Origin of the sequence: Aliidiomarina iranensis (assembly GCF_003987135.1) — a bacterium.
Classification (GTDB): Bacteria; Pseudomonadota; Gammaproteobacteria; order Enterobacterales; family Alteromonadaceae; genus Aliidiomarina; species Aliidiomarina iranensis.
Map to the genome: position 1 here is coordinate 1 of NZ_PIPJ01000034.1, position 721 is coordinate 721.

Below are 721 nucleotides of genomic sequence, written 5' to 3' on the forward strand. Positions count from 1 at the left end.
TCAGCTTGTCCAAATTATTAAAGAGCACATCACATAATGTGATTGATAAATATTCTCAAATAAGAACACTTAGCAATGCGCATCATATGTGGAACAAAGAATCGGAATGTTTTCCTTCTCAGGCAAGAGGAAGTATTTTTCTTTAGGCAAGGCTGGGAATGAGGAAGTGTGTTCTAACACACGACGAATGCCCTAACGCAGCATAAAGGAAAATGGTGGAGCCATGCGGGATCGAACCGCAGACCTCCTGGATGCAAACCAGGCGCTCTCCCAGCTGAGCTATGGCCCCTTCACTTGTGCTATGCCGCTTTGCCTGCGTTATACTCCTCACTCAGTCAGTTACATACCATTGAGGTATGCGCCTTCCTTCGTTCGTCGCAAGCCTTGGCAAACCACCATAGCCCTGCGCTCCAATATTTATGAATACATCATGAAGCATAAACATTTTCGCGGTTTTGGCTGTTTAGCAAGGCGTGAGGGGACGAAGCATACATCAGTATACGAGCTCACAAAATACGCGGCCAAACAAACCAAACATCTTCGAGTTGTGACAAGGCGCCAAGGAGGAAGCATACATCAGTATGCGACGACGACGGCAACGCTGCTCACAGCGAAGAAGTGGTGGGTCTGAGTAGACTTGAACTACCGACCTCACCCTTATCAGGGGTGCGCTCTAACCAGCTGAGCTACAGACCCAGTATCCGTTTAGTTACTGCTAAGT

Annotated in this window: 2 tRNA genes; both read right to left on the minus strand. The window is 47.6% G+C overall.

Features of this window, described 5'->3' with window-relative positions:
* Window positions 1–213 precede the first annotated feature (213 nt).
* Window positions 214–289, minus strand: a tRNA-Ala gene (locus CWE08_RS12110).
* A gap of 330 nt (window positions 290–619) precedes the next feature.
* Window positions 620–696, minus strand: a tRNA-Ile gene (locus CWE08_RS12115).
* Between the last annotated feature and the right edge of the window lie 25 nt (window positions 697–721).